Genomic DNA, 26,859 nt, shown 5'->3' on the forward strand with positions numbered 1-26,859 from the left:
AGGGAGCGTCAGAGCAGGGCTCCGTGGTGAACGTACGGTGCGGGCGGTTTCATCCCGCGCAGCCCGAGGAACCCGTCCTGCTTCAAGGTCAACCGCGCGGCGAAGCCCACGTCGAGGACCCACTGGTTGGCGCCGGTGACGTGCCCGATCGTGGTCTCGGCCGGCCCGTCGGCCAGCGCCGCCCACAGCAGCCGGGTAGCGGTCCGCCGGTCCGAGGCGGCCAGCAGCGCCACCCGGCCCCGCTCGTCGACGTAGGCGTAGCCCGACCCGCTCCGGGTGTCGGAGACCAGCAGCCGCCAGGCGCCCAGCATCAGCGGGTGGTCCACCCCGTGGCCGGCGCCGCGCGCGGCCCGGTCCAGGGAGTCCATCAGGTCGACGTCGGCGGCCGTGCCCTCCCGCACCCGGTCGACGACCGGGATCGCGGACCGCTCGACGCGACCGGTCAGGTACATCTGCGGGTGCAGCGCGAACCCCGCCTGGTGGTAGACGCGGACCGCGGCCGCGTCCGTGGACGCCGACAGCATGGCCCGGCTGCACGCGCGGCCGTGGTGCATGGCCGCGGCCAGCAGCTGCCGGCCGATGCCCTGGCCCTGACGCCCCGGCAGCACGGCGTACGTCGCCAGGCACCAGACCACCTCGCGCCGCAACGACGTGGCCATCCCGACCATGCCGGTCTCGTCCTCGGCCACCCAGCAGCCCTCCGGGTCGTGCCGGACGAGGTGGAGCGTGCGCTCGATCCACACCGCGCGGTGTGCGTCGGTCCGCCGGGCCGCCTCGGGCTCGTCGACGCGGCGCTGGCGGGTGTCGAGGGCGAAGAAGCCCTCGTCGCTGACCCGCTCGGCCTCGGGCACGTCCTCGGGCCGCATCGGCCGGATCGTCACCACGCCCCGCACCCTAGGCAGTAGGACAGGATGCACGCATGCGAGTTCTGGTCGCCCCCGACAAGTTCGCCGGCACGCTGTCGGCGGTGGAGGCGGCCGAGGCCGTCGCCGCCGGCTGGCGCGGCGCCCGGCCGGACGACGAGCTCGACCTGGCCCCGATGTCCGACGGCGGGCCCGGCTTCGTGGACGTGCTCCACGAGGCCCTCGGCGGCGAGCTGCTGGCGGTCACCGTCCGCGGACCGCACGGCGCCCCGACACCGGCGACCGTGCTCCTCGCCGACGCCACGGCGTACGTCGAGAGCGCCCAGGCCTGCGGCCTGCACCTGACGGAGAAGAAGGGTCCCGAGGAGGCGACGTCGTACGGCGTGGGCGAGCTCGTCGCCGCGGCCGTCGACGCCGGCGCCGCCACCGTCGTGCTGGGCCTCGGCGGCAGCGGGACCACCGACGGCGGCGCCGGGATGCTGGCCGCGCTGGGCGCCACGGCGGACGTGCCGCTCGACGCCGGCGCGGCCGGGCTCGCCGGCGTCGGCACCGTCGACGTCGCGGCGGCCCGCGCGCGGGTGGCCGGCGTACGCCTGGTCGCGGCCTCCGACGTGGACAACCCGCTGACCGGGCTCTTCGGTGCGGCCAAGACCTTCGGCCCGCAGAAGGGCATCCCCGACGAGCGGCTGCCCGCCGTCGACGGCCTGCTCGAGGAGTACGCCGCGACGCTGGACCGGCGCGTGGCCCTGGAGAAGGGCGCCGGGGCCGCCGGCGGCCTGGGCTACGCCGCGCTGGTGCTCGGCGCCACCCGTGAGCCGGGCATCGGCCTGGTCGTCGAGGCCGTCGGGCTGGCCGAGCGGGCCCGGCGGGCCGATCTGGTCATCACCGGCGAGGGCGCCTTCGACTTCTCCAGCCGGGCCGGCAAGGTCCCGCACGGCGTCGCGGGCGTGGCCGAGCAGGCGCTGCGCCCGTGCGTCGTGCTGGCCGGTGCCGTCCTGGTCGGGTCGCGGGAGATGCGCGCGCTCGGCATCGAGTCGGCGTACTCCCTGGTCGACCTGGTGGGGGAGCAGCGCGCGTTCGCCGAGCCCGCCGCCGCGCTGGCCGAGCTGGCCGCCCGGACGGCGCGGACCTGGTCCCGGTGAGCACCCTGACCACCGGGCACCCGGCGGCCTTGGGAATACCCGCGGGTGTGGGACACTTGGGGTCAGGCAGAAGCACCACCCTGCGCCGAGACCTGGGAGCGATCACCACATGACCGAGCAGCTCAACACCGAGCTCACCACCGAGCGCCGCACCGACAGCATCAACCTCAGCCCGGTGGCGGCCGGCAAGGTCAAGAGCCTCCTCGAGCAGGAGGGCCGCGACGACCTCGCGCTGCGCATCTCCGTCCAGCCCGGCGGCTGCTCGGGTCTGCGCTACCAGCTGTTCTTCGACGAGCGCAGCCTCGACGGCGACGTCGTCACCGACTTCGACGGCGTGGCCGTGGTCGTCGACCGGATGAGCGTGCCCTACCTCAACGGCGCGATGATCGACTTCGTGGACACCATCGAGAAGCAGGGGTTCACCATCGACAACCCCAACGCCACCGGCTCCTGCGCCTGCGGCGACAGCTTCCACTGAGCTCAGACACACACGAAGGCCCCCGCCAGTGGCGGGGGCCTTCGTCGTCGTCCGGGTGCGGCTAGCCGTAGATCGCGTCGGCCAGCCGGCGGGCGGCCTCACTGACCTCGATCTCCGGCTTGGGGAGGTCGGTCGGGTACGTCGCGTAGAGGTCCAGACCCTCGGGCCGGCTCGCGGGCGAGGGGGAGCTTCGCGCCGACGACGGCGGCGTCCGCGTGCATGGTCTGCGGGCTGTCGAGGTCGTGGTAGGCGGTCATGTCCACGACGCTAGGGGCTACCGCCGGGTAGCCCTACCGCTACGCGCCGGTAGGAATTTCACCCCTCTGCCGCGACGACTTAGGCTGTCGCAACGTGCCTGAACCCAGCGGAACGCTGCTCATCGCCGGCTCCATCGCCACCGACCACCTGATGAGCTTCGGCGGGAAGTTCGAGGACTCGCTCGTCGTCGAGCAGCTCCACAAGCTCTCGGTGTCCTTCCTGGTCGACGACCTCGAGATCCGTCGCGGCGGCGTGGCCGCCAACATGTGCTTCGGCCTGGGCCGGCTCGGGCTGCGCCCGGTGCTCGTCGGCTGCGCCGGCGACGACTTCGCCGACTACCGCTCCTGGCTCGAGCGCCACGGCGTGGACTGCGACCACGTGCGCATCTCCGAGGCCAAGCACACCGCGCGGTTCGTGTGCACCACCGACACCACCGGCGCCCAGTTCGCGTCGTTCTACCCCGGCGCGATGAGCGAGGCCCGGCTGGTCGAGCTGGCCCCCATCGTGGCCACGGTCGGGGCGCCGTCCTACGTGCTCATCGGCGCCGACGACCCCGACGGGATGCTGCGCCACACCGAGGAGTGCCGCCAGCGTGGCTACGCCTTCATCGCCGACCCCAGCCAGCAGCTGGCCTTCGGGTCCGGCGAGCTGATCCGGGACCTGATCCACGGTGCGGCGTACCTGTTCTCCAACGAGTACGAGTCGCACATGATCGAGCAGAAGACCGGCTGGTCCGCTGCCGAGGTCCTCGAGCGCGTCGGCACCCAGGTCACCACGCTGGGCAAGGACGGCGTCCGCGTCACCGACCGCCACGGGCTCCTCGTCGAGCGGCCCGCCGCGGCGGGCGTCAAGGCCGTCGAGCCGACCGGCGTCGGCGACGCCTTCCGCTCCGGGTTCCTGGCCGCGCTCGCCTGGGGGCTCAGCACCGAGCACGCGTGCGAGGTCGGCTGCGTGCTCGCGGCGTACGTCGTGGAGACCGTCGGCCCCCAGGACTACTCCTTCACCACCGAGGAGTTCCTGGGCCGGCTGAGCGAGTCCTACGGCGGCGGGTCCGCCGAGGCCGTGCGCCCGCACCTCGGCGCGCTGGTCGGCTGACGGGTCAGCCGACCCGCCGGACCAGGTAGCGCGGCACGCCGTCGGCGGCCGGCTCCTGCCCGACGTACTCCTGGCCGCGCAGGCGGCACCACGCCGGCACGTCGTACGCCGCGGCCGCGTCGGTCGCGGCCACCGCGACGAGCCCGCCCACCTCGACCTCGCCGATGCGCCGGCCGAGCTCGATGACCGGCCGGGGGCAGAGCATGCCCCGGCAGTCCAGCTCGAGGTCGGCGGTCACCGGCCCGCTCACAGGCCGGCCTCGGCCCGGATGTCGGCCACCACCTCGGGCAGGGCGGCCAGCAGCCGGTCCACGTCGTCGGCGGTCGCCTCGCGGGTGAGCGAGACGCGGACGTTGCCGTGGGTGAGCGCGCCCATCGCGGCCAGCACGTGGCTCGGCTCGAGCGTGGAGGCCGTGCACGCCGAGCCGCTGGCCACCGCGAAGCCGCGCCGGTTGAGCGCGTCCACCAGGGCCTCGCCGTCGACGTAGAGGAACGAGAACGTCACCAGGTGGGGGAGTCGGTCGACCGGGTCGCCCACGACCTCGGTGTCGGGGATCGCGGAGACCCCGACCCGCAGCCGGTCGACCAGCGCGTGCTGGCGGGCGCCCACCTCCTCGCGCTCAGCCACGACCGCCTGCAGCGCGGCCGCGGCGGCCAGGGCGGCCGGGACGTTCTCGAAGCCGGCCACCCGCTCGTCGACCCGGTCGTCGACCGGGAACGGGGTGCGCCACGGCACGCCCTTGCGGACCAGCAGCACCCCGACCCCGGCCGGCCCGCCCCACTTGTGGGCCGAGCCGGCGGCCACCGACCACCCCTCGCGCAAGGGCACGCGACCCATCGAGGCGCAGGCGTCGCGGAAGACCAGGCCCTCGCCCACGGCCGGCTGCACGGTGCCGACCTCGTGGTTGGCGTCTTGGAGCGCGAGCACGTCGTACGGTCCGAGGTCGGAGGGGTCGACCCGGCCCTGGGCGTCGACCGGCAGGGACCGCACGGTCAGGTCGGGCCGCCAGGCCAGGGCGTGCAGGACCGCCGAGTGCTCGACGGCGCTGTGGGCCACCGTGGCGCCCTGAGGGGCCAGTCCGAGCAGGCCGCGGTGCACCGCGTCGGTCCCGGAGGAGGTGAAGGAGACCTCGTCGCGGCGTGCGCCGAGCGCCTGCGCGACCACCTCGCGCGCGTTGTCCAGCAGCAGCCGGGCGTTGCGGGCGGGGGAGTGCAGCCGCCGCGGGTCGGCGTACCCGTGGTCGAGGGCGGCCAGCAGCACCTCGCGCGCCGCCGGGTGGAGCGGTTCGGACGAGGCGGTGTCGAGGTAGAGCTCGGCGGCCACGAGTCGAAAGTACAGACCCGGGCTACCCCCACCCACCGGCTCTCTCAGCACTCCCTTGGGCTATCGTCAGCAGTGTCCGAGGAGTGCCTCGGACGGGACCGGAAGTCGTGTCGAGAGGGGCTTGTCCGTGGGTCGTCAGCGCCTGTGGCGGTGGGGCGTTCCGCTCGCCGGTGGGCTGCTCCTGCTGAGCGGCTGTGCCGACGACAGCGAGGCGGGGCGGCTGGCCATGCCAGAGCCGGCCTCGGCCCAGGGTCAGCACACGCTGGACCTGTGGCAGGGTGCCTGGATCGCGGCCTGGATCACCGGCATCGTGGTCTGGGGCCTCATCTTCTACGTCGTGATCCGCTTCCGGCGGCGCAACGACAACGAGATCCCCGTGCAGACGCGCTACAACCTGCCGCTGGAGATCTTCTACACGATCGCGCCGGTCGTCATGGTCATCGTGTTCTTCAGCCACACGGTGCGCACCCAGAACGCCGTGCTCGAGGACGAGCCGAGCAACCCGCCGGACAACATCGTCGAGGTGACCGGCCAGCAGTGGTCGTGGACCTTCAACTACGGCCTCGGTGACGTCGACCAGAAGGCCGACGACGACCGGTTCGACGACGACTTCCCCTACCAGTCCTACGTCCACGACGGCGGCACCGGCTCCTACATCCCGGACCTCTACCTGCCCGTCGACGAGACGACTCGCTTCAATCTGCGCAGCCCCGACGTCATCCACGACTTCGGCGTGCCGGCCTTCTTGATGAAGATGGACGTCGTCCCCGGCCGGGTCAACCACTACGTCATTACCCCCACCCGCGAGGGCACCTTCACCGGCAAGTGCTACGAGCTCTGCGGCACCTACCACTCGCGGATGCTCTTCACCGTCCACGTGGTCAGCCGCGAGGAGTACGACCAGCACCTCCAGGACCTGGAGGACGCCGGTCTGACCTCCGAGAAGCCGCTCATCGGTGGTGAGGAGGCCTACACGCAGGCGGGCCTGGAGTCCGAGGGAGAATCCGAGTGACCGCCACCGCTTCGCACCCGACCACCGTCGCGGCCCCGCGCCGCCAGCTCGGCCAGACCGTGGTCCGGGTCCTGACCACCACCGACCACAAGCTGATCGGCAAGCTCTACCTCGGCACGTCGTTCGCCTGGTTCATGATCGGCGGCGCGATGGCCATGCTGATCCGCTCCGAGCTGGCCTACCCCGGACAGCAGGTCGTGAACGACGAGCTCTACAACCAGCTCTTCACCATGCACGGCACGATCATGCTGCTGCTGTTCGCGACGCCGCTGTTCTTCGGCTTCGGCAACGTGATCATGCCGCTGCAGATCGGCTCGCCCGACGTGGCGTTCCCGCGGCTGAACATGTTCAGCTACTGGCTGTTCCTCTTCGGCGGCCTCATCGCCGCCTCCGGCTTCCTGACCCCGACCGGCGCGGCCGACTTCGGCTGGTTCGCCTACACGCCGCTGTCCGACGCGGTGCGCAGCCCGGGGGTCGGCGGTGACCTGTGGATCATGGGTCTGTGGATGGCCGGTCTCGGCACCATCCTCGGCGCGGTCAACTTCATCACCACGATCATCTGCATGCGCGCGCCCGGCATGACGATGTTCCGGATGCCGATCTTCGTGTGGAACACGCTCATCACCAGCCTGCTGGTGCTCATCGCGTTCCCGGTCCTGGCCGGCGCGCTGCTCTCGCTCGAGGCCGACCGGCAGCTCGGCGCCCACGTCTTCGACGCCGCCCACGGCGGCGCGATCTTGTGGCAGCACCTGTTCTGGTTCTTCGGCCACCCGGAGGTCTACATCATCGCGCTGCCGTTCTTCGGCATCGTGACCGAGATCCTCCCGGTCTTCAGTCGCAAGCCGATCTTCGGCTACATCGGCCTGGTCGGCGCCACGCTCGGCATCGCGATCCTCTCCGTCGCGGTGTGGGCGCACCACATGTTCGTGACCGGCGCGGTCGACCTGCCGTTCTTCTCCGGCATGACGTTCCTGATCGCCGTACCGACGGGCGTGAAGTTCTTCAACTGGATCGGGACGATGTGGGGGGAAGTCTGTCCTTCGACACCCCGATGCTGTGGTCGGTCGGCTTCCTGACGACGTTCCTCTTCGGTGGTCTGACCGGCATCATCCTGGCCAGCCCGCCGCTGGACTTCCACGTCTCGGACTCCTACTTCGTGGTCGCGCACTTCCACTACGTCGTGTTCGGCACGGTGGTGTTCGCGATGTTCGCGGGCTTCTACTTCTGGTGGCCCAAGATGACCGGCCGGATGCTCGACGAGCGCCTGGGCAAGGTGCACTTCTGGCTGCTGTTCGTCGGCTTCCACACCACGTTCCTGGTCCAGCACTGGCTGGGCGTCGAGGGCATGCCGCGGCGCTACGCCGACTACCTGCCCAGCGACGGGTTCACCACGCTCAACCAGGTGTCGACCATCGGTGCGTTCCTGCTGGGCGCCTCGACGCTGCCGTTCCTCTACAACGTCTACATCTCCTCCAAGGGCCCGCTCGTGGAGGTCGACGACCCGTGGGGCTGGGGCCGCTCGCTGGAGTGGGCGACCTCGTGCCCGCCGCCGCGGCACAACTTCGTGACGATCCCGCGGATCCGCTCGGAGTCGCCGGCCTTCGACCTGCACCACCCGGAGATCGCGGCGATGGAGCTCGAGGACAACCCGGCCGCGGCCAACGGCGGCGCGGCGGACGCGCCGAGCATGGAGGGTCGCGAGGAGGTCATCGCCGAGCGCATGGAGGGCCAGAAGCGGCCCAACACGGGCGCAGGTGACCGCGCCACCACCGACGACATCGACGAGGACGGGGACCGCCGGTGAAGGCCGAGGCCTGGATCTTCGCCGCCTGCACGATCTTCCTCGTGCTGGTCACGCCGGCGTACTGGCTGATCACCGACGGCAGCGAGCACGGCGGCGACTGGACCGGCACCTCCGCGCTGGTCATGACCACCCTGCTGACCCTCATGGTCACCGTCTACCTCGGCTTCCACGCCAAGAAGATGGATGCGCGCCCCGAGGACCGCAAGGACGCCGAGATCTCCGACGGCGCCGGGGAGCTGGGCTTCTTCCCGCCGTACTCCTGGTGGCCGCTGTGGACCGCCCTCACCCTGGGCACCTGCGTGGCCGGTGTCGCCGCCGGTGCGTGGTGGCTGTTCATCATCGGCGGCGTGCTCGGCGCCATCGCGCTGTGCGGCTGGATCTACGAGTACTACCGGGGTGTCCACGCTCACTGAGATCGCCCCAGATCTCCGCGCCGCCGACGGCAACTCCGGGGCGCGCCACGCCGTCTGAAGAAGCATGCGTGGTTTCGTGGGTTCTCATCAGGCGCCCGTAGAATCGGGAGGTCTGGACCGTCCGGTCCGGGCACCTTCTCGGAGCTCCTGGGAGTCGAGCATGTCCGCACCCCGCCGCCGTCTGCGCGGGCTGGTGGCGCTGTCCGCCCTGCTGCTCGGCGCCTCGGTCCTGACCGCCTGCGACAACGGCGACGACCTCCCCGGCAAGTCCTCGGCCGACGACACCGCCCGCCCCGCCGCGGGCGATGACGGCTCCGGCGACAGCGCCGACTCCGGTGACTCGGGTGACTCCGGCGATGACGCCCCGGCCGCGACCATGAGCACCAACGTCAAGAAGAAGGCCGGCGTCCCGGTCTCCACGCTCCTCGAGGTCAGCGCCCACGACGGCCGCCTCTCCACCGTCGACGTCACCGGGTCCGGTGACGTGGGCGCCCTCACCGGCTCCATCACCGGCGATGGCGCCACCTGGACCGCCGGCGACCGGCTCGAGCCCGGCACGACGTACACCGTCAAGGCCACGCTCTCCGGCGCGGACGGTGAGCAGGCCACCCGGCGCCAGAAGTTCACCACCCAGGACCTCACGCTCGACCAGCAGACCTACGCCTCCGTCGCGCCGCTGCCCGGCGAGACCGTCGGCGTCGGCATGCCCGTCATCGTCACCTTCGACGTCCCGGTCACCGACCGCGCGTCGATGGAGAAGCAGATGCACGTGACCACCAGCCCCGAGCAGAAGGGGACCTGGCACTGGATGAGCGACACGGTCGTGCACTACCGCCCCAAGAGCTACTGGCAGGCCGGCACCACCGTCGACGTCAACCTCGACGTCAACGGCATCGACGCCGGCAACGGCATCTACGGCCAGGAGGACCGCGCGGTCCAGTTCAAGGTCGGGGCGGCCAACATCTACAAGGTCGACATGAATACCGATCAGATGAAGGTCACCAGCAACGGCACGCTGCTGCGCACCATCCCCATCACCACGGGCCAGCAGCCGGAGTACACCACCCGCTCCGGCACCAAGGTCATCATGGAGAAGTTCGACTCCAAGGACATGAACTCCGAGACCGTCGGCATCACCGGCGCCGACGCCTACAACATCGAGGGCGTCCAGTGGGCCATGCGCCTGACCAACAGCGGTGAGTTCATCCATGCCGCCCCGTGGTCCGTCGGCTCCCAGGGCCACGCCAACGTCAGCCACGGCTGCACCGGCATGAGCACCGACAACGCCGACTGGCTCTACCACATGTCCCAGCGCGGCGACGTCGTCCAGTACACCGGCACCACCCGGACCATCGAGCCCGGCAACGGCTACGACGACTGGAACTACTCCTGGGCCAACTACAAGCAGGGCTCCGCCCTGTCCTGAGGCCTCGCAGGCTCGGCCGTCGGGCCAGCCGCTCCACCCTGCCTGCAGCCAGCCCAGGACCAGTCCCAGCCGTCGCACCCGTCGCCGGGTGCCGGTCTTGTCGGCCTCAGGCGCGCTCCAGCACTCGCCGGGCCCGGGTGACGACCTCACCGAGCACCCGCTCTGCGGCGCCGACGTCGTCGGCGTCGAGGCCGTCCCAGATGCTGCGGGTGTCGGTCGCGAGCGCCGCCTGGGTGCGGTGCAGCAACCGAGCGCCCTGGTCGGTCAGGCGGTCCTCGCGCAGCAACCCTCGCTCGACGAGACCCGCGACGAGCTCGGCCGCGTCCTCGAAGTGGGCGCGGTCCGCCACCTCGGGTGCGAGCCCGGTGGGCAGGCGTTCCCCCGACAGCTGGTCGGCGACGCGCAGCGTCACCCACTGCGGCTCGGTGAGGTCGACGTCGGCCAGGTGGCGGCGCAACACCGCGCCGAGCGACTTCTCGGTCTCGCCGATGAGCTGTGGTCCGAAGGGGGTGGTCATGTGGCGGCTCCTCTGTTCGTTGGTGCGGCCACCGATAGCCACGAATCGTTGGCTGCGCCAACAACTTCTAGGATCGCTCCATGACCACGTTGCGGCGCGTCGCGGGGCAGCCCACCTGGCTGGTGAGCCGGACCCACGCCCGGGCCCAACGCCTGCTGGGGGAGGCGTTCGGCGCCGAGGGCTTCCGCGGCTACCATTTCCGGGTGCTGGCCGCGCTGGACGAGCACGGACCCCGCAGTCAGGCCGACCTGGGCCGGCTGACCGGCATCGACCGGAGCGACATCGTGGCGACGGTCAACGACCTGGTCGCGCGGGGGCTGGCCACCCGCGAGCCCGACCGGACCGACCGCCGGCGCAACGTCGTGACCACCACGCCCGACGGCGTCGGCCGTCTCGAGCGCCTCGACGCCGCGCTCCACGGCGTGCAGGACGACCTGCTGGCCCCACTGACGCCCGACGAGCGGGCGACGTTCGTGCGGTTGCTCGAGAAGCTGGTGTCCGACGACGTGCCGCCGGGGGAGGGCTCAGGAGGGGTCGCGGTCCGGTGAGGGCGCAGCCCCCTCGGGCTGGAGGTCGTCGCCGGGGGCCTCGTGGGGCGTGCTCCGGGGCACCTGCAGGGTGAACGTCGTGCGTCCCGCGGTCGAGAGCGACAGCGTCCCGCCGTGCAGTCTAGCGTTCTCGTAGGCCAGGGACAGCCCCAGGCCGCTGTGCGCGCCCTGCGAGGTCCGGGCCTCGTCGGCACGGACGAAGCGGTCGAAGACGGTCGGCGCCAGCTCGGCGGGCACGCCGGCCCCGTCGTCGGCGACGCTCAGGGTGACGGCGCCGGGGTCGCGGCCGTCGATGACGACGTCCACGGGTGGTCGGCCGTGCTGGAGGGCGTTGCTCAGCAGGTTGCGCAGCACGGTGTGCAGGCGCCGCGCGTCGACCTCCGCGGAGGTGTCGCCGAGCCGGGCGATCCGGATGTCCTCGCCGGGAGCGACGGTGTGCGCGGCGTCGGCGGCGAGGACCGCGAGGTCGATGTGCTCACGCTCGATGCTGGTCTGGCCGGCGTCGAAGCGCGACATCTCCAGCAGGTCGTCGACCAGGCGGACGAGGCGGCGGGTCTGGCCACGCACGAGGTCGACGGAGCGTCGTCGCGCCTCCTGATCGGGGCTCTCGAGGCCCTCGTCGGCGGCGATCATGGCGGCCAGGGGGGTGCGGAGCTCGTGGGAGACGTCCGCGACGAACCGCTGCTGCAGGGTCTGGGACTCGTGCAGGTCGCGCAGGGTGTCGGACAGCTGCGCGGCCATGGCGTTGAAGGAGTCGCCCAGGTCGGCCAGCTCGGTCCGGCCGCCCGTGGGCAGGCGTACGTCGAGGTCGCCGGCGCCGAATCGTCGTGCGGCGCTCGCCGTCCGCCGCAGGGGCCGGGTGATCGCGAGCGCGACCACGAGACCGAGCCCGAGGGACAGGACGAAGCCGCCGATGCCGATCCACACGATGGCGTGGTGGAGCTTGCCGGGGTTGTACATGCTCACCCGGAACGCCGCGACCGCCATCGTCACCGAGACGCACGCGACGGTGAAGACGAACAGGCCGGTGATCCTGATCGTCAGCCGGTCGCGCCACCGCCTCACGGGAGCTCCAGCCGGTACCCCACGCCACGGACCGTCTGGATGAGCGTCGGCTTGGACGGGTTCGGCTCGACCTTGGCGCGCAGGCGCTGCACGCAGGCGTCGACCAAGCGGGTGTCGCCCACGAAGCCGTACTCCCAGACCCGCTCGAGCAGCACGCGTCGCGAGCGGGCCTGCCCGGCGTGGTGCAGCAGCTCCAGCAGCAACCGCAGCTCGGTCGGGGTCAGGAGCACCGGCTCGCCGTCGCGGTGCACGCGCATGGCCGCCTCGTCGACGGTCAGGTCGCCGAGCTGGGTCAGGGTCCGGGTGGGCTCGGTGGCCGAGCGGCGCAGGACGGCCTTGATGCGGGCGTCGAGCACGCGCGGCTCAACCGGCTTGGCGACGTAGTCGTCGGCCCCGCACTCGAGGCCGACGACGATGTCGATCGGGTCGCTGCGCGCGGTCAGCAGGACGAGCGGCAGGGGGCGGGTGGCGCTCACCCGGCGGCACAGCTCGAAGCCGTCCATGCCGGGGAGCATGACGTCGACGATCGCCAGGTCGGTCGGCGTCCCGTCGTCCAGCATGGCCAGACCGGGCTCGGCGGACGGGGCGGTGCGGACGGTGTGCCCGAGCTGGGTCAGCGCGAGCTGCAGGGCCTCGGCGACCGCGTCGTCATCCTCGATGATGAGCAGGCGCGGCATCGAACTCCTCCCGGGGCGGCATCGCGTCGATGTCCCGACCCTGCCACGGCGCCGTGCGCACCGGGTCGCGGGGGTGTCGCAGGAACGTCACGACTTGTCGACAGGACCCGGCTCGCCGCGCCCGGCCACCGTGACACGACCGTGGCGGCACGACGACGCGACGGCGACGAGCCGCGGTCAGGGTTCCCGGTGTGCGCAGTGCTCAGGCCCTCGCGGCCGCCCGCTCGGCCCCCTCGCCCGCCCCCTCGTCGTACGCCGGCGCGGGCCGTCGACCACGCCCGCGGCCCGCACCCCTCACGGTCGTCCTGGTCCTCGCGATCGGACTCACCGTCGCCTACGCGCTCACCCGCGCCAACACGGGCGACATGGCCGTCTACCGCGCGGGCGGTCAGGCGGTGCTGCACGGCGGGGACCTCTACGACCTGCGCGTCGGCGACTTCGGGTTCACCTACCCGCCCGTGGCGGCCGCGCTCTTCGCCACGGTGGCGTGGCTCCCGCTCCCGGCGATGTTCGCGGTGCTCACCGCGGCCTCCTGCGCCGCGCTGTACGTCGTCCTGCGCCGGTCCGCACCGGACGTCGGCCAGCGTCTCGGGGCCGCCGTGGGGCTGGCGGCCCTCGCCGCGACGCACCCGGTCGTCAACACGCTGTCCTGGGGTCAGGTCAACCTGCTGCTCGCCGCCCTCGTCCTGCACGACCTGCTCGTGCGCCGCAGCGGGGTGGGGGTGGGTCTGGCCGCCGCGGTCAAGCTCACGCCGGCGGTCTTCGTCGTCTACCTGGTCCTCTGCGGTCGCCGTCGCGAGGCCAGGACGGCGACCGCCACCTTCCTGGCCGCCTCCACCCTCGGCGCGGTCGTGTCGCCCGCGGCGTCGTGGCGGTACTGGACGCACGACGTGCTCGCGGCCCCGGGCGTCGGCGGGTTCGACCACGTGGGAAACCAGGCCCTGCGGGGTCTGGCCGAACGAGCGCTGGGCACCGGCGCCGGCACCGCCCTGTGGCTCCTGGTGGCGGTCCCGGCCCTGGTCGGCGGCCTCCTGCTCGCCCGGCGGACTGCTCGCGCGGGGGACGAGGTCCTCGCCGCGGGCATCGCCGGGCTCACCGCCTGCCTGGTCTCCCCGGTGGCCTGGATCCACCACTGGGTCTGGTGCGTCCCCTTCCTCGCCCGGGTGCCGGTCCCCGTCCGGCTGGCCCTCGGGGCCGGGTTCGTGCTGCCGCTCACCCTGGGGCCGGTCGTCGGCGCCGGCTACCCCGTCCTCGTGCTCGCGGCCCTCGTCGGGCACCGGGCCTGGCTGCCGCGGATGGCCGGGAGCGCGCCGCGGTGAGGGCCGGCAGGCCCCTCCACGACCGGGTCTGGCGCGCGACGGCCGGCGCTGCCGCGGCCGCGCTGGTCGTGGACGCCGTGGCCGAGTCACCCTGGCCACCGCTCGCGGCGCTCGTGGTCAGCACCGCGGGCTGGGCCGGCCTGCTCTTCGTCTCGGCCCCCGCGCGTACGCCGCTGGCCCGCCGGCAGTACGCGCGCGGCGCGCTCCGCACCGCCGGACTCGTGCTGGTGACCGTCGGGGTCGGTCACCACCTCGGCGCCGGGCTGGCCGTCCTCGCCGTCCTGGGCGCGTGCTCACCCGCGGCGGTCCGCTGGATGGCCGGGGTGCCGTCGGCGAACCGGACCGGGGGACCGCGCATCACACCTGACGACACGAGGCCGAGGGGAGCGCATGATGAGGCACATGTTGGGACGGTGGCGCCGGACGGCGCTGGCGGTGGGTGCCGCTGCGGCACTGGTGACCACGAGCGGTGCGGCGTACGGTGCGCCCGCAGCCGGGCCGCGAGCCGCGGTGGCCGCCGCCGAGCCCGGCAGCGCCGGGATGCTCGCCTACACGTTCGGGGTCGGGAGCCGCGGCCAGACGCGGATCGCGACCGTGTGGACCGACGGGTCGCACCGTCAGGTCATCACGAAGCGGGGCAACGCCTACGGGCCGGTGTGGTCGCCGGACGGGAGCACGCTGGCCTACAGCACGCTGCGCGGGGTCGGGTTGATGACGGCGACCGGCGGCGGCCAGCACCTCGTGGTGCCGGGCGGCCGGTCGCCCTCGTGGGCGCCGGACGGCCGGCGGCTGGCCTTCGCGTGCGACGAGGGCCTGTGTGTCGTCGACCTGGTGACGGGACAGCGGACGGTCGTCGTGCCGACCACCGCGGACTGGCCGGCGGTGGACTCCTCGACCTGGTCGCCGGACGGCTCGTCGCTGGCGTTCACGCGCATCAGCGCCGATGGCGACGACTACACGAGCGACACCCAGCTCTGGACGGTGCACGCGGACGGCAGCGGGCTGGCCGCCGTGCCGGGGACCTCGCCGGAGGGGATCGACCCGTTGTGGTCGCCGGACGGGACGTGGCTGATGTACACCGAGCACTACGGCGGTCGGGGCGGCGAGTACAGCGGCGACGTGTTCCTCGTCCACCCCGACGGCACCGCGCGCACGCCGGTGCTGACCCTGGACGGGTCCGACGCCGGGTCGTCCTGGTCGCCCGACGGCAGCCGGGTGGTCGTCTCGAGCGTCGCCGACCTCTACCCGACCATGGACGGCATCTGGACCCTGCGCCCCGACGGCACCGACCGCCAGCTCGTGGTCCGTGAGGGCTGGGGCGCGCAGTGGCGCCCCGCCTTCACGGCCCCGCTCCCGGGCACCACCGCGGCCCGCGCGGCCTCCGGCCCCCGGCTGGCGTACGTCGCGATGACCGACACCGGCTTCGACCTCTTCACCGCCCGACCGGACGGTGCGGACGTCCGCCGCCTCACCACCCGCGGTCGGATCACCTCGCCCGCGTGGTCGCCGGACCACCGGATGATCGCCTTCGTCGCCCGGAACCGCCGCGGCGCCCACGCGCTCTGGACCATCCGCGCCGACGGCAGTGGCGCGAAGAGGCGCACCGACGTCGGCTTCCAGCCGCCCCAGCTCGCCTGGGCCCCCGGCGGGGGAGTGCTGGCGTACGGCGACGGGCCGCGCCTGTGCACATACACCCTGGCCAGCCGCACGCGCGAGTGCCGGCGCATCTCCGACAACGACGTGGACACCGTGTCCCACCCCTCGTTCGCGCCCAGCGGCCGCCGGCTGGTCTTCAGCCTCACCGACAACACCGACGTGAGCCGGCTCGTGGTCACCGGCACCCACGGGGGACCGGTCCGCCGGCTGACCCAGGGGAAGGGCGGCTCCGCCCTCGACCCCTCCTGGTCGCCGCGCGGCGACCGGATCGCCTTCACGCTCGCCGCCGGAGGCCAGTTCGACCGGCGCCGCCAGACCGCGGTCCTGACCATCCGGCCCGACGGCACCCACCCGACCACGCTCTTCGCGACCCCCGGCCTCGACGACGCCCCCGCCTGGTCGCCGGACGGCCGCCGCGTGGTCGTCCGCAGCGACGGTCCACCGGCGGCCGACGGCACCGCCCAACCGGGCGTGTGGGTGGTCGACGCCTCCGGTCGCCACGAGTGGCTGGCCGTGCCCGGGCGGGGTGTCGCCTACGCGGACTGGTGAGCTCGGACGGCTGGACTCGCCTGCGCGCCGGACGAGCGGGAACGGTGGTCGGGTAGCGTCCCGGCATGCGTCGACTGGCCCTCGTGGCGGTGACCCTGCTCGCGTGCGTCTCGGGGGCTCCGGCGGCCGACGCCGAGACCGTCGACCAGCCCCAGGACGTCGGGAACGAGGTCTTCCCCGGACACGACCTGGTGAACGTGCGGTACACCAACCGGACCGGTTCCCTCTCGGTCGTGGCTCGGACGGGCCGGCTGCACACGAGCGACCAGCTGGGGGTCGACCTCGTGGCCCGCGGCTCCCGGGACTTCGACTTCTTCGTGTCGGTGAAGTTCTCGCACGGTGAGCCGGTGGCCGTCGTCTATCCGTGGACCCCGACGGGTCTGGACTTCGGGCACCCCACCTGCACCGCTCGGGCTCGCTACGACATGAGGCGTGACGCGATCCGGGTGCGCGCACAGGACCCGTGCTTCCCAGGCGCCGACTTGTCGTCGGTCCGCCTGAGCACCGACCTGGGCGTCCGCGGCAAGAACAACGCCAGCGACCTGACCGCGAGCGTGCGCGTCCGCCGCGACTAGCGGCCCACTGTCCGTCGCGCCCGAGCAGCGCCGAGGGAGACGCGGAGGACCCGACGCACGGCGCCGCGGATCGGCCGATGAACGGCGGCGAGTGAGCCCCACCAACGCACTGAGGCCCGGTCCCAACGGGACCGGGCCTCAGGGTGGTGCGCTTCGTCAGTCGTCGACGGTCATCGGACGAGCCGCGGCGCCGTGCGTCGGGTCCTCCGTGTGGCCCTCGGCGGGGTGGCCCTCCATGGGGGCCTGGAGCTCGTGCTCGTGCTCGGCGTGGTGGTGCGCCTCCTCGAGCTCGTGGGCGGTGGGCTTCTGCACGTTGTCGGCGTACATCAGCTTGCGCAGCCGGTGGCGTACGCCGGCCAGGCGGCCGGCGAGGCCGGACTGCTTCTCCACGCCGTTGGCGTCGGGGCCGTCGGCCTCGAGCTCGCCCATGACGTCCGGGTCCCGGTCCCTCGCCGCGAGGACGTAGGCCCGGTCGGCCGGGAGCGGCAGGTGCCGCTCGGAGTAGCCGCCCTCGGGGGAGCGCATGATGATGCCGGTCTCGTAGCCGTGGAGGAGGGTCTCCTCGTCCTTGCGCTGCAGGGAGATGCACCAGCGTCGGGTGATGATGAACGCGATCACCGGGCCGATGAACACGGCGGCCCTCATGAAGTAGGTGATCTGGTTGATCGACAGGTGCAGCTTGATGGCGATGATGTCGTTGCCACCGGCAGCCCAGAACAGGCCGTACATCGTCATGAGCGCGACCATGGTCGCGGTGCGCGTCGGAGCGTCCCGCGGCCGCTGGAGCAGGTGGTGGTCGCGCTTGTCGCCGGTGATCCAGGCCTCGATGAACGGCAGCATCAGCAGGATCGTGAACATCAGCAGCGGCAGCACGATGATCGGCAGGAACACGTTGAGCGCCCAGGTGTGGTGCCAGATGTGGAGCTCGATGTTCGGCATGATCCGCAGCGCGCCGTCGGGCCAGCCCATGTACCAGTCGGGCTGGGAGCCGGCCGTCACCTTCGACGGGTCGTAGGGCCCGTACTTCCACACCGGGTTGATGCTCAGCAGACCACCCATGAGCGCGGCGGTGCCGAAGACGATGAAGAAGAACCCGCCGGCCTTGGCGGCGTACACCGGGAGCATCGGGTAGCCGACGACGTTCTCCTCGGTGCGGCCGGGGCCGGGCCACTGGGTGTGCTTGTGGTACACGAGCAGCAGCATGTGGGCGCTGATGAGGGCGAGCAGGATGCCCGGGATCAGCAGGATGTGGATGGCGTACAGCCGCGGGATGATGTGCTCACCCGGGAACTCGCCGCCGAACAGGAAGAACGACATGTAGGTGCCGACGATCGGCTGGGACTTGACGAAGCCGTCGGCGGCCCGGATGCCGGTGCCCGACAGCAGGTCGTCGGGGAGCGAGTAGCCGGTGAAGCCCTCGAGGGTGCCCAGCAGCAGGATGATCGCGCCGATGGCCCAGTTGAGCTCACGCGGCTTGCGGTGCGCACCGGTGAAGAACACGCGCAGCAGGTGCACCATCATCGCGCCGATGAACAGCATCGCCGCCCAGTGGTGGATCTGGCGCATGAGCAGGCCGCCGCGCACGTCGAAGCTCAGCTCGAGCGCGGAGGCGTAGGCCCGCGACATCTCGATGCCGCGCAGTTGGGCGTAGGAGCCCTCGTAGTGGGTCTCGCTCATGCTCGGGTCGAACCAGAGCGTCAGGAAGACACCGCTGAGCAGCAGCGTCACGAAGCTCCACAGCGCGATCTCGCCGAGCATGAACGACCAGTGGTCGGGGAAGACCTTGCGCAGGTTCTTCTTGGCGAGCGTGGCGAGTCCCAGCCGGTCGTCGGCCCAGGTGGCGGCCGCTCCGACCTTGCTGGGCTTGCTGGCGGTGGCCGCGGTCGAGTTCGTCGTGGCGACCTTGCTGGTGTCGATGCTCATGAGGTTCTCATCTCAATTGCTCGTGTCACGGGGTCGTGTCACTTGCTGGTGCTCTGTTGGGAGTTGCGCTCCCAGTAGCTGGGACCGACCGGCTCCTTGAAGTCGCTCTGGGCCACGAGGTATCCCTCGTCGTCCACCGCGAGCGGCAGCTGGGGGAGCGGACGGGCCGCGGGACCGAAGACCACCTTCGCCGCGTCGGCCAGGTCGAACGTCGACTGGTGGCACGGGCAGAGCAGGTGGTGGGTCTTGCGCTCGTTGAGCGAGATCGGGCACCCGACGTGGGTGCAGATCTTGGAGTAGCAGAGGATGCCGTCCACGGCCCAGTCCTCGCGGCCGGGGGCGGGCTTGTTCTCGTCGGGCTCCATGCGGATCAGCACCACGGCGCCCTTGGACTTGGCGATCTGCAGGTCGACGCCCTCGAGGACGGGCTCGCCCTCGTCGTCGACCTGGAAGATGGTCTCGGGCTCGGCGTTGAACAGGTCGCCGATCTCCATGTCGCCCGGGCGGATCGGCGTGCCGACCACGTCACGCACGACGCGGACGCCGGTGTCCCACACGGTGTGCTCGAGGCCGGCGCCGGGGTAGTCGGCGTCGTCCTCGACCTGGCCCGGGGTGGGGCCGAGGTCGCGCAGCAGGACGACGACCGGCGCGAGGAGCACGCCGACGGCGCCGAGCAGCGAGTTGCGCACCAGCGGACGGCGGCCGATGCCGGACTCCTCGGCGCCCAGGGCGAGCACCCGCAGGGTCTCGTCGCGGTCCTCGTCGGAGGAGCGGGAGGGGTGGCGCATCTCGACGATCTCGTGGTCGCCCATGAGCTTGCGGGCCCACTGGATCATCCCGACGCCGATCAGCAGCAGCGCCAGGCCCAGGCAGGTGCCCAGGGCGACGTTGGAGGCGCCGAGACCGAAGATGGTGTCGACGTCGCTGCCGCCGTTGATGTTGAAGACGAAGTAGGAGACGACGAACAGCACCGCGAAGACGGCCGACAGCCCGAACAGGGCGGCGACCTGCCGCTCGGCGCGGCGCTCGGCCTGCGGGTCGACGTCGGTGGGCCGCCAGGTGTGCTCGGGCAGGCCCGGGTTGGCCAGGGGCTCGTCGTGCGCCGGGGTGTTCGCGCTGACGCGCTGGTCGGGCAGGTTCGAGGAGTCGTCGTGGTCGCTCATGCGGCGGCGCTCTCCTTCTTCTTGGTCGTGCGGGCGGTGTGCGCCGCGATCCAGACGGCGAAGCCCACCAGGCCGCCGATCCCGACGACCCAGGCGAACAGGCCCTCGCTCACGGGGCCGAGGCCACCGAGGCTGAAGCCGCCGTACTCGGGCTGCTCACGCAGGGAGTAGAGGTAGGCGATGACGTCGCGCTTCTCGTCCGGCGAGAGGTTGCCGTTGGAGAAGGTGTCCATCTGGCCGGGGCCGGTCAGCAGCGCCTCGTAGATGTGGCGGGCCGTGGTGTTGCTCAGGTTGGGCGCGTAGCCGCCGCGCGGCATGGCGCCGCCCTTGCCGGCGAAGTTGTGGCAGGCGGTGCAGTTGGTCAGGAAGATCTGGCCGCCGCGGGTGACGGCCTCCTCGCGCTCCTCCGGCGAAAGGCCGGCGAGGCTGTAGTCCTCGGGGTTCGGCACGGCCGGGCCCGGGGCCAGACTCGCGACGTACGCCGCGAGGGCGTCGATCTCGTCCTCGCTGTAGGCCTGCGGCTTGGTGGGGTTCTGCGCGCCCGGCTGGACCATGGGCATCCGGCCGGTGCCGACCTGGAAGTCGACCGCGGCGGCGCCGACGCCGGCCAGCGAGGGGCCGAGCTGGTTGCCGTCCTGGGTCAGCACGCCCTCGCCGTTCTGGCCGTGGCAGAACGAGCAGCCGACCAGGAAGAGCTTGCGGCCCTGCTCGACCAGCTCCTGGTCGCTCTGGGCGGAGTCGGCCGAGGACGACGGGGCGAACGCGGCGTACAGGGAGCCGGTCAGCACCAGGCCGAGCAGCATCAGGAGCAGCCCCGCGACGGGGCGGCGACGGTGGCGGGAGAGGCGACCGGCGGAGCGGTTCAGGAAGCGCACAGGAGTCCTCACAGGGCCCGGGTCACTTGATGACGTAGATCGTGGCGAACAGCCCGATCCACACCACGTCGACGAAGTGCCAGTAGTAGGAGACGACGATCGCGCTGACCGCCTGCTCGTGGGTGAAGCGCTTGGCGACGTAGGTCCGCCCGAGCACCAGCAGGAACGCGATGAGGCCACCGGTCACGTGCAGGCCGTGGAAGCCGGTGGTCAGGTAGAACATCGAGCCGTAGGCCGAGGCCGAGATCGTGGTGTGCTCCTGGACCAGCGAGGTGTACTCCGTGACCTGGCCCGCGATGAAGATCGCGCCCATCACGTAGGTCAGCAGGAACCACTCGCGCAGGCCCCAGCCGCGCACGTTGAACAGCGAGCCCGCCCGGCCGACCTGGCCGCGCTCGGCCGCGAACACGCCGAGCTGGCAAGTCACCGACGACAGCACCAGGATCGTGGTGTTGACCGAGGCGAACGGGACGTTGAGCTTCTCGGTGTTCTGGGCCCACAGCTCCGGGCTCACCGAGCGGATCGTGAAGTACGACGCGAAGAGCGCGGCGAAGAACATCAGCTCACTGGAGAGCCAGATGATCGTCCCCACGGAGACCATGCTCGGACGGTCGTGTTGCCCGTGCAGCCGCGAGGCCGGGATGGTCGTTGCTGTCGCCACCTGGCCATTATGTCTCGGCAGTTTCTCAGGGTCAGCCCCGGGTGGCGTGTCGGATCCCACCCAGTTTCCTGCAACCGGCCGTGCCTACTATCCGAAGGTGTCACCATTCGGTGCTGAACGCCTCCTGACGGGCTGGGAGCTCGCTCCCGTGCCGCTCGTGGCGACCGTCTGGGCGGCCGGGCTGTACCTCCTCGGGGTCCGTGCGCTGCACCGCCGCGGGGACTCCTGGCCGGTCGGCCGGACCGTCATGTTCGTCGGCGTCGGGATGGGCGCCTTCTTCGTCGCCACCTCGTCCGGGCTCGCGGCGTACGACACCACGCTGCTGAGCGTCCACATGGTCCAGCACATGGTGCTCTCGATGCTGGTCCCGCTGGCGCTGGCCCTCGGTGCCCCGGTCACCCTCGCGCTGCGCACCCTGCCCGCCCGGCCCCGGCGCTGGCTGCTGACCGTCCTGCACTCGCGGGTCGCGACGGTGCTGTCCTTCCCGCCGCTGACCCTGCTGCTGTACGTCGTCTCGCCCTGGGCGCTGTACTTCTCCGGCTGGTACGACGCCACGCTCAGCCACGTCTGGCTGCACGAGCTGATGCACGTGCACCTCGTGGTCGTCGGCTCGCTGTTCTTCTGGCCGATCGTGGGCATCGACCCGGTCCCGGGGCGCGTCGGCTACCCGGTCCGGATGCTGCTGGTCGTGCTCACGCTGCCGTTCCACGCCTTCCTCGGCGTGACCATCATGGGCCAGGACACGCTGCTCGGCGGGGAGCACTACCTCGCCCTGCGCGACCAGCCCGGCTACGGCTGGCTCCCCGACGCCATATCCGACCAGCACCTGGCCGGCGGGCTGCTGTGGTCCTCCGGCGACCTGGTCGGGCTGCTGCTGTTCGGGGTGCTGTTCACGCAGTGGGTGCGCTCCTCGTTCAAGGAGGCGGCCCGCGAGGACCGCCGGCTCGACCTGCTCGAGGCCCGCGCCCGTGCGGAGGCGGCCCGGTCCGACGGGTAGCATCACGGCTCGTGGCCGACAAGAACCTCCGGGTGCTCGTCTTCTCCGACGACCTCAACACCCGCCAGCAGGTCATCCTCGCGCTGGGCCGTCGGGTGCACCCCGACCTGCCGGAGCTGGAGTACGTCGAGGTCGCGACCGAGCCGGTCGTCATCCAGAACATGGACTCGGGCCACATCGACCTGGCCATCCTCGACGGCGAGGCCGTCCCCGCGGGTGGCATGGGCATCGCCAAGCAGCTCAAGGACGAGATCTACCAGTGCCCGCCGGTCGTCGTGCTGACCGGCCGGCCCCAGGACGCCTGGCTGGCCACCTGGTCCCGGGCCGACGCGGCGGTGCCGCACCCGATCGACCCGATCCAGCTGGCCGAGGCGGTGACGGGGCTGCTGCGGTCCCGGGTCCCCGCCACCAGCTGACCCTGCGCCCGGCCGTGTCCACCTGGCCGGAGGTGCTCGGCGCGCTCGTTGCCCGCACCGACCTCACCACCGACCAGGCCACCTGGGCGATGGGGGAGATCCTCTCCGGGGAGGCGACACCCGCGCAGATCGCCGGCTTCGCGGTCGCGCTGCGGGCCAAGGGCGAGACGGTCGCTGAGCTGACCGGGCTCGTGGAGGCGATGTATTCCCGGGCGACCCCGATCGACGTACCCGGCCGGTTGCTCGACGTGGTCGGGACCGGCGGCGACCGCTCGATGTCGGTCAACATCTCGACCATGGCGGCGATCGTGGCCGCCGGCGCCGGCGCCCGGGTGGTCAAGCACGGCAACCGCTCCGCCTCGTCGCAGTCCGGCTCGGCCGACGTCCTCGAGGCGCTCGGCATCCGCCTGGACCTGCCGCCCGAGCGGGTCGCCGCCCTGGCCGACGAGGCCGGCATCACCTTCCTCTTCGCCGCCGCCTTCAACCCGGCGATGCGCCACACCGCCGTCCCGCGCCGCGAGCTGGGCGTCGGCACGACCTTCAACTTCCTCGGTCCGCTGGCCAACCCCACCCGGCCCCAGGCCAACGCCGTCGGCTGCGCCGACCCCCGGATGGCGCCGGTGATGGCCGGCGTCTTCGCCGCCCGCGGGGTCGACGCCTGGGTGTTCCGCGGCGACGACGGCCTCGACGAGCTCACCACCACGAGTACCAGCTCGGTCTGGGTCGTGCGCGGGGGAGAGGTCTCCACCGCCACCGTCGACCCCGCCACGCACGGGCTCGCGCCCGCCACCACCGACGACCTGCGCGGCGGCGACGCGACCCACAATGCCGCCGTCGTGCGCCGGCTCCTCGACGGCGAGGCCGGCCCGGTCCGCGACGCCGTGCTGCTGAACGCCGGCGCCGCGCTGGCGGTGTACGACGCCACCGGCGAGCCCGTGGCCGCCGCCCTCGACGCCGGCATCGCCCGCGCCCGGTCGGCGATCGACACGGGCGCGGCCCGCGCCGCGCTAGAGCGCTGGGTCGAGGCCAGCAGCCGCTAGCCGTTCCAGCCGTCGGGCGCGTGCAGCAGCTGCAGGTCGTCGCCCTCCTCGAGCACGTCCCAGTCCTCGACGACGCGCAGGCTGTAGGCCAGCGGTGAGCCCGGCGGCAGCACGGCGTACTCCGCGCCGGTGTCGTGCAGCAGCTGGACCCAGCCGCCGCGGACCTGCTCGATGTCGGCGTTGCGCTCCAGCTCGTCGTCGGTGAACGTGTCGCCGTAGCCGTGGATGACCACGTCCAGCTGCGGGAAGCGCCACATCAGGTAGCCGCCGAACCCCGCGTCGTCGACCACCTTCGTGCCCGCCGGCAGCCCGCCCAGCGCACCGTCGAGCCACGGCGCCGTGGCCCGCGGCTCGTCCGCCGTGTGCGGGACCGCCACGGCCAGCGCGACCAGCGCCGCGGCGTACCCGGCCCGGAGGAGGAGCCGCTCAGGTCGGCGTACGACGGGACGCGCGCCGAGCAGCGGCTGCACCGCGATCGCGGCCAGGGGAGCGGCGAGGCACGCGGCGACCGGCACCGTGCGCAGCGAGTAGACCGCGCACGCCGCCGCCAGCCCCAGCAGCCCGATGTCGAACCACGGCACCCGCCCCCGCCGCAGCCGGGGCACCACCGCCGCCGCGAGCAGGAGCAGCAGCACCAGGGCGTACCCGCGGTGGTAGTCCGGCGGCCCCCACTCGTAGAAGTACCGCGATCGCGACGTCACCTGCAGGACCGCCGGGAACAACCCCGGTCCCACCGGCGTGAGCAGCGCCGCCAGCGCCGAGGCCACCGGCACCGCCGCCATCCGCACCAGGGTCCGCCGCGGGTGCGCCCGGTCCAGCGCCAGCCCCGCCACCGCCACGGACCCCACGACGATCCCGATCGGCCACATCCCGTGGCACGTCGTCCAGACGTAGGTGACCGGCACCAGCACCCACGGCACCCGTCCGCGGTCGCGGGCCCGGAGCCACAGCGCGGTGGTGACCACGACCAGCACGTAGCTGATCACCTGCGGCCGCATCGACAGGCCCGGCGTGCACGCCACCAGGGTCAGGGCCACGAGCACCGCCGCGACCAGCGGCTCGGCGTACCGGCGGCAGGACCAGTAGAGGACCAGCGCCAGGGTCAGGAACTGCAACCCCGACAGCCACGCCACCCCCGGCAGCCCGAACCACTCCTCGGTCCGGGCCATCACCACCTGCGGCAGCCACTGCGTCGGCACCCAGTCCGCGGTGGCGAGCGTGCTCACCGACCCCGGGTGCCGGATCGACCACGCGCCGGTCAGGAACTCGTGGCCGAAGCGGAGGTGGAAGTAGGTGTCGAGGTTGTCCAGCGGCCCGGCGCTGCGGACGAGCAGGACGCCGACGACGACGGCCAGGACGAGCGCGGAGAGGCTGCCACGGACCGTGGTCGCGGTCCGCGGCACCCCCTCGGCGGAGTCGGGACCTGGGTCAGGACACCGTGTAGGAGAAGGTCGCGGCCGCCAGCGGGTTGCCGGCCACATCGGTGATGCCGTCCTTGATCTTGAGCTGGTAGACGGCGCCCTTCTTCAGGCGCCCCTTGTGGGAGATCTTGGCCTTGGTGCCGCTCTTGTCCAGCTTCACCTTGAACTTCACCTTCCCACCCTTGCCCTTGCCCTTGAGCTGGATGGTCTTGGCCGAGACCCCCTGGACCTTCTCGCTGAAGGTCAGGGTGATCGCCGCCTTCACCTTGAGCCCGCCGTCCGGCTTGCGCTTGGTGATCGTCGGGACGGTCGCGTCCACGCTGAAGGCGCGCCAGTCGCTGGTGCCCATGACGTGGTCGGAGGAGTCCAGGGCACTGACTCGCCACTGGTAGCTGCCGGTGGCCAGCTGGCCGGTGGGCGCCCACGCGCTTGCGCGGGTGGTGACCACCTCGCCGTTGGTCGACCCAGCGGCCCGACGCTCCCACCGGTACGACGCCGCTCCGGTCACCGCGGTCCACGTGAAGAGCGAGTCGCGGACCGGGAGGCGGACGCCGGCCGCGGGGGACACCAGGGCTGGCATCCCCGGCTGCACCTGGAACTGGCCCCAGGCGCTCCACGGGCCGTTGTTGCCTGCGCTGTCGACCCGACGGACGCGCCACACGTACGACGTCCCGCTCGGCAGCTCCTGGAAGTCCGCCCACGCGGTCTGCTGGACACCGCCCTGCGAGAGCACCAGGTTGCTCGGCGACGCGGCCGTGTCGCCGTTCTGGTAGACCTCGAGGGTGTAGGAGCTCGCGTAGTTGCTCGCGCTCCACTGGAACGGCTGGGTGGCTGGGCTCGGGCCGCTGGGCCCGAGCAGCTGCGGCGCAGGCGAGGCCTTGGTGAAGGTCGACGCCGTGCTGGGCAGGGTGAGCAGGTTCCCCGAGCCGTCGACGACCTGCACCCGCCAGTAGAGCTGGCCTTCGGGGTAGAGGCGATCAGCGGACGTGTACGTCGTCTGGTCGACGGTGTTGTCGTCGATGATGTTGGTGAACGCCTCGTTCGTGGCGACCTGGACGCGGTAGCTCATCGCGGTCTGTGTGCCCACCTCGCCCGTGCTGGGACTGGCGTTGGCCGGGTTCTGGCTCGTGGCGCCGTAGTCCTGCCACGAGAACGTGATGTCGTCGCCGTCGTCCGCCGACACCTGGAGCCCCTGCACCGTCGGCGAGGTCTTGTCGAAGGCGTGGTTGGCCTTGAGCGGGTCCGGGGCGCAGTTGTCGTAGGACTTGCAGGGCCGGACGAACCAGTAGTAGGCCACCCCGGCTTGGCTGTCGGGCATCGCGATGGTGGGGCTCCAGCGCGTGTTGGTCGTGCGCGGGAGCGAGCCCGAGTCGGAGTAGCTTCCGTAGACCATGTTCTGGAAGTTGCGGTCCCGCGAGACGTAGACCATGTACAGGTCCGCATCGGGCACCGGGTCCCAGTCGAGCACGGGAGTCTCGCGCATGGTCGTGCAGATCTGCACGACGCCGCTGACCGGATCCTGGGCGCAGCCGCCGGGCTGCGCGACCGGCTTGGTGCCGCCGCTCCCGTTGTCGAGGAGCGTCTTCGGGTGCAGCGCGACACGCTGTCCGTCGACGGGGTCCAGCTCGGCGATCGTGAAGTCG

At 72.2% G+C, this 26,859-nt stretch carries 25 protein-coding genes and 1 pseudogene; 14 read left to right on the forward strand and 12 right to left on the reverse strand.

The window, feature by feature from the left end:
- Nucleotides 1-8 precede the first annotated feature (8 nt).
- The gene (locus G5V58_RS06680; RefSeq protein WP_230487136.1) at nucleotides 9-884 is read right to left on the reverse strand and encodes a GNAT family N-acetyltransferase; all 876 of its coding nucleotides are present in this window, start codon (nucleotides 882-884) and stop codon (nucleotides 9-11) included.
- 35 nt (nucleotides 885-919) lie between these two features.
- Between G5V58_RS06680 and G5V58_RS06685 the strand changes: the two genes are divergently transcribed.
- The 3 genes from G5V58_RS06685 to G5V58_RS06695 all read left to right on the forward strand — a co-directional run bounded on the left by G5V58_RS06685 (nucleotide 920) and on the right by G5V58_RS06695 (nucleotide 3,836).
- Nucleotides 920-2,005: a glycerate kinase family protein gene (locus G5V58_RS06685; protein ID WP_165230150.1), complete on the forward strand. Its 1,086-nt coding sequence runs from the start codon at nucleotides 920-922 to the stop codon at nucleotides 2,003-2,005.
- 109 nt (nucleotides 2,006-2,114) lie between these two features.
- Entirely contained in the window at nucleotides 2,115-2,483 is a 369-nt protein-coding gene (locus G5V58_RS06690; RefSeq protein WP_165230153.1) for a HesB/IscA family protein, read from the forward strand.
- A gap of 408 nt (nucleotides 2,484-2,891) precedes the next feature.
- Entirely contained in the window at nucleotides 2,892-3,836 is a 945-nt protein-coding gene (locus tag G5V58_RS06695) for a carbohydrate kinase family protein (protein ID WP_165238727.1), read from the forward strand.
- Between the two features lie 4 nt (nucleotides 3,837-3,840).
- On the opposite strand, the gene G5V58_RS06700 is transcribed toward G5V58_RS06695, so the two are convergent.
- Nucleotides 3,841-4,086 carry a sulfurtransferase TusA family protein gene (locus G5V58_RS06700; protein ID WP_165230156.1) on the reverse strand — a complete coding sequence of 82 codons (246 nt, stop codon included), beginning with the start codon at nucleotides 4,084-4,086 and terminating at the stop codon, nucleotides 3,841-3,843.
- Nucleotides 4,083-5,159: a cysteine desulfurase family protein gene (locus tag G5V58_RS06705; protein WP_230487137.1), complete on the reverse strand. Its 1,077-nt coding sequence runs from the start codon at nucleotides 5,157-5,159 to the stop codon at nucleotides 4,083-4,085. The genes G5V58_RS06700 and G5V58_RS06705 overlap by 4 nt, the downstream gene beginning before the upstream one ends.
- A gap of 127 nt (nucleotides 5,160-5,286) precedes the next feature.
- Between G5V58_RS06705 and ctaC the strand changes: the two genes are divergently transcribed.
- The 4 genes and pseudogenes from ctaC (at nucleotide 5,287) to G5V58_RS06725 (ending at nucleotide 9,814) form a co-directional block, all read left to right on the forward strand.
- The gene (gene ctaC, locus G5V58_RS06710; RefSeq protein ID WP_230487138.1) at nucleotides 5,287-6,171 is read left to right on the forward strand and encodes an aa3-type cytochrome oxidase subunit II; all 885 of its coding nucleotides are present in this window, start codon (nucleotides 5,287-5,289) and stop codon (nucleotides 6,169-6,171) included.
- Nucleotides 6,168-7,975: pseudogene (gene ctaD / locus G5V58_RS06715) on the forward strand (aa3-type cytochrome oxidase subunit I). The gene ctaC and the pseudogene ctaD overlap by 4 nt, the downstream one beginning before the upstream one ends.
- Nucleotides 7,972-8,388: a cytochrome c oxidase subunit 4 gene (locus G5V58_RS06720; RefSeq protein WP_165230161.1), complete on the forward strand. Its 417-nt coding sequence runs from the start codon at nucleotides 7,972-7,974 to the stop codon at nucleotides 8,386-8,388. The pseudogene ctaD and the gene G5V58_RS06720 overlap by 4 nt, the downstream one beginning before the upstream one ends.
- A gap of 160 nt (nucleotides 8,389-8,548) precedes the next feature.
- Nucleotides 8,549-9,814 carry a L,D-transpeptidase gene (locus tag G5V58_RS06725; protein ID WP_165230164.1) on the forward strand — a complete coding sequence of 422 codons (1,266 nt, stop codon included), beginning with the start codon at nucleotides 8,549-8,551 and terminating at the stop codon, nucleotides 9,812-9,814.
- 106 nt (nucleotides 9,815-9,920) lie between these two features.
- Here the strand turns inward: G5V58_RS06725 and G5V58_RS06730 are convergent, their stop codons facing one another.
- Nucleotides 9,921-10,331, reverse strand: a complete 411-nt coding sequence (locus G5V58_RS06730) for a hypothetical protein (protein ID WP_165230167.1) — start codon at nucleotides 10,329-10,331, stop codon at nucleotides 9,921-9,923.
- A gap of 80 nt (nucleotides 10,332-10,411) precedes the next feature.
- On the opposite strand from G5V58_RS06730, the gene G5V58_RS06735 reads away from it, so the two are divergent.
- Complete coding sequence (locus tag G5V58_RS06735) at nucleotides 10,412-10,879, forward strand: MarR family winged helix-turn-helix transcriptional regulator (protein ID WP_165230170.1); 468 nt, start codon at nucleotides 10,412-10,414, stop codon at nucleotides 10,877-10,879.
- Here the strand turns inward: G5V58_RS06735 and G5V58_RS06740 are convergent.
- The gene (locus G5V58_RS06740) at nucleotides 10,856-11,944 is read right to left on the reverse strand and encodes a sensor histidine kinase (protein WP_165230173.1); all 1,089 of its coding nucleotides are present in this window, start codon (nucleotides 11,942-11,944) and stop codon (nucleotides 10,856-10,858) included. The genes G5V58_RS06735 and G5V58_RS06740 overlap by 24 nt on opposite strands.
- Nucleotides 11,941-12,621 (reverse strand): response regulator transcription factor, encoded by a 681-nt coding sequence (locus G5V58_RS06745; protein WP_165230176.1) that lies wholly within the window; start codon nucleotides 12,619-12,621, stop codon nucleotides 11,941-11,943. The genes G5V58_RS06740 and G5V58_RS06745 overlap by 4 nt, the downstream gene beginning before the upstream one ends.
- 191 nt (nucleotides 12,622-12,812) lie before the next feature.
- Here G5V58_RS06745 and G5V58_RS06750 point away from each other — a divergent pair, with 191 nt between their 5' ends.
- The 3 genes from G5V58_RS06750 to G5V58_RS06760 all read left to right on the forward strand — a co-directional run bounded on the left by G5V58_RS06750 (nucleotide 12,813) and on the right by G5V58_RS06760 (nucleotide 16,720).
- Nucleotides 12,813-13,940 (forward strand): glycosyltransferase 87 family protein, encoded by a 1,128-nt coding sequence (locus G5V58_RS06750; protein ID WP_165230179.1) that lies wholly within the window; start codon nucleotides 12,813-12,815, stop codon nucleotides 13,938-13,940.
- A 402-nt stretch (nucleotides 13,941-14,342) separates the two neighbouring features.
- On the forward strand, nucleotides 14,343-16,145 hold the full coding sequence (locus tag G5V58_RS06755) for a PD40 domain-containing protein (protein WP_165230182.1): 1,803 nt from the start codon (nucleotides 14,343-14,345) through the stop codon (nucleotides 16,143-16,145).
- Between the two features lie 65 nt (nucleotides 16,146-16,210).
- On the forward strand, nucleotides 16,211-16,720 hold the full coding sequence (locus G5V58_RS06760) for a hypothetical protein (protein WP_165230185.1): 510 nt from the start codon (nucleotides 16,211-16,213) through the stop codon (nucleotides 16,718-16,720).
- 156 nt (nucleotides 16,721-16,876) lie between these two features.
- On the opposite strand, the gene qcrB is transcribed toward G5V58_RS06760, so the two are convergent.
- From qcrB to ctaE, 4 genes are read right to left on the reverse strand one after another with little or no spacing between them, the layout of a single operon-like run.
- Complete coding sequence (qcrB, locus tag G5V58_RS06765) at nucleotides 16,877-18,643, reverse strand: cytochrome bc1 complex cytochrome b subunit (RefSeq protein ID WP_165230188.1); 1,767 nt, start codon at nucleotides 18,641-18,643, stop codon at nucleotides 16,877-16,879.
- A 38-nt stretch (nucleotides 18,644-18,681) separates the two neighbouring features.
- The gene (gene qcrA, locus G5V58_RS06770) at nucleotides 18,682-19,806 is read right to left on the reverse strand and encodes a cytochrome bc1 complex Rieske iron-sulfur subunit (protein ID WP_165230191.1); all 1,125 of its coding nucleotides are present in this window, start codon (nucleotides 19,804-19,806) and stop codon (nucleotides 18,682-18,684) included.
- Entirely contained in the window at nucleotides 19,803-20,681 is an 879-nt protein-coding gene (gene qcrC / locus G5V58_RS06775) for a cytochrome bc1 complex diheme cytochrome c subunit (protein ID WP_230487139.1), read from the reverse strand. The genes qcrA and qcrC overlap by 4 nt, the downstream gene beginning before the upstream one ends.
- Nucleotides 20,682-20,703: 22 nt before the next feature.
- Complete coding sequence (ctaE, locus tag G5V58_RS06780) at nucleotides 20,704-21,282, reverse strand: aa3-type cytochrome oxidase subunit III (protein WP_456237798.1); 579 nt, start codon at nucleotides 21,280-21,282, stop codon at nucleotides 20,704-20,706.
- Nucleotides 21,283-21,499: 217 nt separating this feature from the next.
- Here ctaE and G5V58_RS06785 point away from each other — a divergent pair, with 217 nt between their 5' ends.
- Genes G5V58_RS06785 through trpD form a run of 3 tightly spaced genes read left to right on the forward strand, consistent with a single transcriptional unit; the run spans nucleotide 21,500 to nucleotide 23,795 of the window.
- Entirely contained in the window at nucleotides 21,500-22,339 is an 840-nt protein-coding gene (locus G5V58_RS06785) for a cytochrome c oxidase assembly protein (protein WP_230487140.1), read from the forward strand.
- A gap of 11 nt (nucleotides 22,340-22,350) precedes the next feature.
- A complete protein-coding gene (locus G5V58_RS06790) occupies nucleotides 22,351-22,755 on the forward strand; it encodes an Rv3143 family two-component system response regulator (protein WP_165230200.1) in 405 nt (134 codons plus the stop codon).
- A 14-nt stretch (nucleotides 22,756-22,769) separates the two neighbouring features.
- On the forward strand, nucleotides 22,770-23,795 hold the full coding sequence (gene trpD, locus G5V58_RS06795; RefSeq protein WP_165230203.1) for an anthranilate phosphoribosyltransferase: 1,026 nt from the start codon (nucleotides 22,770-22,772) through the stop codon (nucleotides 23,793-23,795).
- On the opposite strand, the gene G5V58_RS06800 is transcribed toward trpD, so the two are convergent.
- Nucleotides 23,792-25,198 carry a hypothetical protein gene (locus tag G5V58_RS06800; protein WP_165230206.1) on the reverse strand — a complete coding sequence of 469 codons (1,407 nt, stop codon included), beginning with the start codon at nucleotides 25,196-25,198 and terminating at the stop codon, nucleotides 23,792-23,794. The two genes, trpD and G5V58_RS06800, sit on opposite strands and share 4 nt — an antisense overlap.
- A gap of 25 nt (nucleotides 25,199-25,223) precedes the next feature.
- Complete coding sequence (locus G5V58_RS26570) at nucleotides 25,224-26,699, reverse strand: Ig-like domain-containing protein (RefSeq protein WP_329957575.1); 1,476 nt, start codon at nucleotides 26,697-26,699, stop codon at nucleotides 25,224-25,226.
- Nucleotides 26,700-26,859 lie beyond the last annotated feature (160 nt).

It is taken from the genome of Nocardioides anomalus, from assembly GCF_011046535.1.
GTDB classification, from domain to species: domain Bacteria; phylum Actinomycetota; class Actinomycetes; order Propionibacteriales; family Nocardioidaceae; genus Nocardioides; species Nocardioides anomalus.